This window comes from Bartonella sp. AP11XZML (assembly GCF_042196445.1).
GTDB lineage: Bacteria > Pseudomonadota > Alphaproteobacteria > Rhizobiales > Rhizobiaceae > Bartonella.
Genome location: NZ_JBHIQF010000070.1, coordinates 1 through 3,180, shown reverse-complemented (window position 1 = coordinate 3,180; position 3,180 = coordinate 1). Strand labels below are relative to the sequence as shown.

Here is a 3,180-nt window from a genome sequence, read left to right as displayed (position 1 = left end):
GACGATAGCACAAAGTTTAGCGAATGCAGCTATGAATCTTCGTCGTGGTGATATGGAAAGAGAAAAAAGAGGACAGGTTAACCAGACTGTCGAGTATCTAAAGTCCAAAGGCTACAGTGAAGAAGAGGCGCGGTTCATGGCTGGGAATAAAGATGCGTTGAATGCGTTTTTTGCACAAACGATCAACGGTGGAAACAGGAATCCACAATTTACCAATGACGGTAGGATGCTTGTGGAAGATCCGAATGCACCAGGTGGATATAGATATGTTACGGTTGAAGGTGGAAAAGCACATGAAGATATGCAAAAGCGTGAACAGTTGAAAAAATTACAAATAGTAGATGCCAAAATTATGAGAGAAAGTACATCACATGCAATAAATTCGGCTCTTGAGATACTTAAGGAAAATCCTAAGTCATCTACTGGTCCAATTGGTCAATTTTTACAGAATTTGTGGAACACACCGGCAGCACGTTTAAGGGATCATCTTGAAACAATCAGGGGAGGAGCAATGCTTCACAGGCTAGAGAGGATTAAAGCGCTATCACCTAATGGTGCTTCAGGATTGGGTAATTTGACTGATAAGGAAGGTGTAAGATTAGAAAATGTTTATGTTGCTTTGCAACAGAGTTTATCTCCTCAAGAGCTTATAAGGAATTTGCAACGTTTACAGGAGATTTATAACAAAGCAACAGATGCGCAATTAGCTATTTTGATGAATGATAACATAACAGCTGCGGATGTAGATGAAGCATTTGGAAGTGGTTCGCAACTATCACAAGGGAATTTGATAAATATACCAAAGATGAGTTTAGAAGAGGCATCTATTAAGGATAACGTACCTTATTTTAGGGACAGTTCTAGTGGTAAATTTTTGGTTGAGGATTAAATAGTAATGGACCCTTATAACATTTCTGAGAAGATGCGTTCTCAATATGTATATGCCAAGAATGGGAAGCGTTTTCGCGTAGTTGAAGATCCTGCTGAGATTGAAAAAATTATAAATTTACATGCTAACAGTTCATCTTCATCTCAATATGTATATGCTAAGAATGGGAAACGTTTCCGCGTAGTTGAAGATCCTGCTGAGATTGCGAAGCTATCTAATTCTTTTTCTGAAAGTCAACAAAACACAAAAGATCAATCAACTACAACAGATGATTTTTCATTTGATGATAAAGATCTTACGTGGCGGAATGCTGTTATGAGAAATAGCGCGTCTGGTGCGATGGCAGATTATTTTGACGAGATGAAAGCAGCGAATGAAGCGGGTTTTATAGATTATTGGCGTGGTGATAAGAAAGCAGAGGAGATATATAATAGACGGGTAGCCAAGGAACGTGCTTACCAAAAAGCCTTGCAAGAGAAATATCCTATTTGGTCCTCTATAGCTTATGCTGTTGGTTCACTTGTACCGACAGGACTCTCACTTTTTGTGCCTCCATTAAGGGCTTTGGCTCTTGCAAAGCATATGTCAACACTTAGAAATCTTGGTAATGCGGCGCTTTTAGGAGCAGGTTCAGGAGCTTTACATGGTTCAGGGGCGGGAGAGGGGCTTTCTGGTCGTCTTATATCGGCAGGGTTTGGTGGTGGTATTGGAACAGTAGCTGGTCCTGTTGGTTCTCTTGCCGGTACAGTTGCTTCTTGGGGTACAAAAAAAATGGCAAGGGGATTGCAACATGTTCCCTATATTCCCTTTATGAAAGGAGGGCGTTTTAATCCTGCTCATAAGGAAGTTGAAACCAAAGCCGTTAGGGAAGTTGCAAAAACATTATATGATGATGGTGTTGAGAATGTTGCAGAGCGTCTTGGCTCTGCGCCCCGTCATGCATTTTTGACAGATATTAGTCCAAATTTAGAAGTATCCCTTGCGAATATGGGGAAGACAAATGTGCATGTTTCTGAACTTTTGAAAGGAGCACATGGGGAACGAGTGCAGAATGCTATTCACCGTATTGGTCAATCGGCAGATGAAAACATTACACCTCTTCAAGATACGAAAGTTTTAAAAAGGGTGCTTCAAGAGCAAGGAGAAAAAGAATATAAACATCTTTATGCAGAAGCAATGCAAACTCCCATAGCAAAAAAGCATTATCCAGCTCTTAATAGGCTTTTCAAAAATAAATGGTTTCAAAACGCTGTAAAAGAAGCAGTTGACACCTTAGAAGGAGACCCGCGCACAGCAATTGCTCAACGATTTTATGATAAAGATTTTATCCATATAAACTATAAACCCACAATGGCGTTATTAGATCAAACGAAGAAATCTATTGATGATTTAATCGAAAAGTCCCGGAATTTTGGTGATAAACAAAAGGCTACAGGGTACCAAATACTTAAGAATAATTTGGTAAAGATAACGGATGAAATCTCCTCTACTTACAAAGCAGCGCGGGCTAGTGTAGAAAAATATAAAGGTTTTCAAGAAGCGATAGAACAAGGCAAAAACATTGTACAGAGAGATGTTTCTGGAGAGGGGATTAAAGAAGGTCTTCGTAAAGGAGCAATGTCTAGTGGTCTCAATACTTATCATGTAGGGATGAGAGACTATATTGATGATCTATTAAAAGGTTCGCGTCCTGTTAATAGACTTTCGAATATTTTACAAACGGGTCGTATGTCAGATAATCTAAGCAGATCTTTAAGCTCTAAAAACATTCATGGGTTTAGAAAAGCTGTAGAGGATGAAAGGTTCTATGAAGATGCGGCGCAAAGAGCCCTAAAACCGTTTCAGGGAACGCCCGAACCTAATTATTTAACAGGTGTTAATCTACCGTACGGGAAAGTTAGTACAGCACGTGCAGGGGCAAAGATTACACAAAATATTTTATCTGATACGATTAGGAAATTACCTCAAAAAGAGAGACAAATACTTGAACGAGATATAGCGAAATTAGCAACTTTTGGCGTTAAAGGTATGAACCAGCAGGAAGTTGCTCAAATGTTACAAAGATTTATACGATTACATAAAGCAGGAATCGTTAGTGACCATTTGTGGCATTTCATTTCTTCGGTAATGGCAGGAGAAGCGGGAAGATTTTTAAGGAGTAAGGTTCAATGACCCGTTCTAGTCCGGTAGATGAAGCGATCCGTCAAGCAGCAGCGCGTTATGGTTTGCCAGAGAGTTATTTGTACCGTGTTGCGCAAGTGGAAAGTGGAGGCAATCCGAATGCAAGGAAT

Annotated in this window: 2 protein-coding genes and 1 pseudogene; all 3 read left to right on the top strand. The window is 39.7% G+C overall.

Annotation, left to right across the window (positions count from 1 at the left end; genetic code table 11):
* Positions 1 to 889, top strand: a pseudogene (locus ACFIMG_RS06660) (hypothetical protein); the annotation flags it as partial.
* A 6-nt stretch (positions 890 to 895) separates the two neighbouring features.
* Complete coding sequence (locus ACFIMG_RS06655) at positions 896 to 3,061, top strand: glycine zipper family protein (protein ID WP_375679159.1); 2,166 nt, start codon at positions 896 to 898, stop codon at positions 3,059 to 3,061.
* Positions 3,058 to 3,180 (top strand): transglycosylase SLT domain-containing protein (locus ACFIMG_RS06650; RefSeq protein WP_375679160.1); only part of this gene is annotated, 123 nt, incomplete at its 3' end. The genes ACFIMG_RS06655 and ACFIMG_RS06650, both read left to right, overlap by 4 nt.

Bases quoted from the DNA above. Each gene is read 5' to 3' on its own strand.
- ACFIMG_RS06655 (WP_375679159.1), top strand. From the start codon at position 896: ATGGACCCTTATAACATTTCTGAGAAGATGCGTTCTCAATATGTATAT.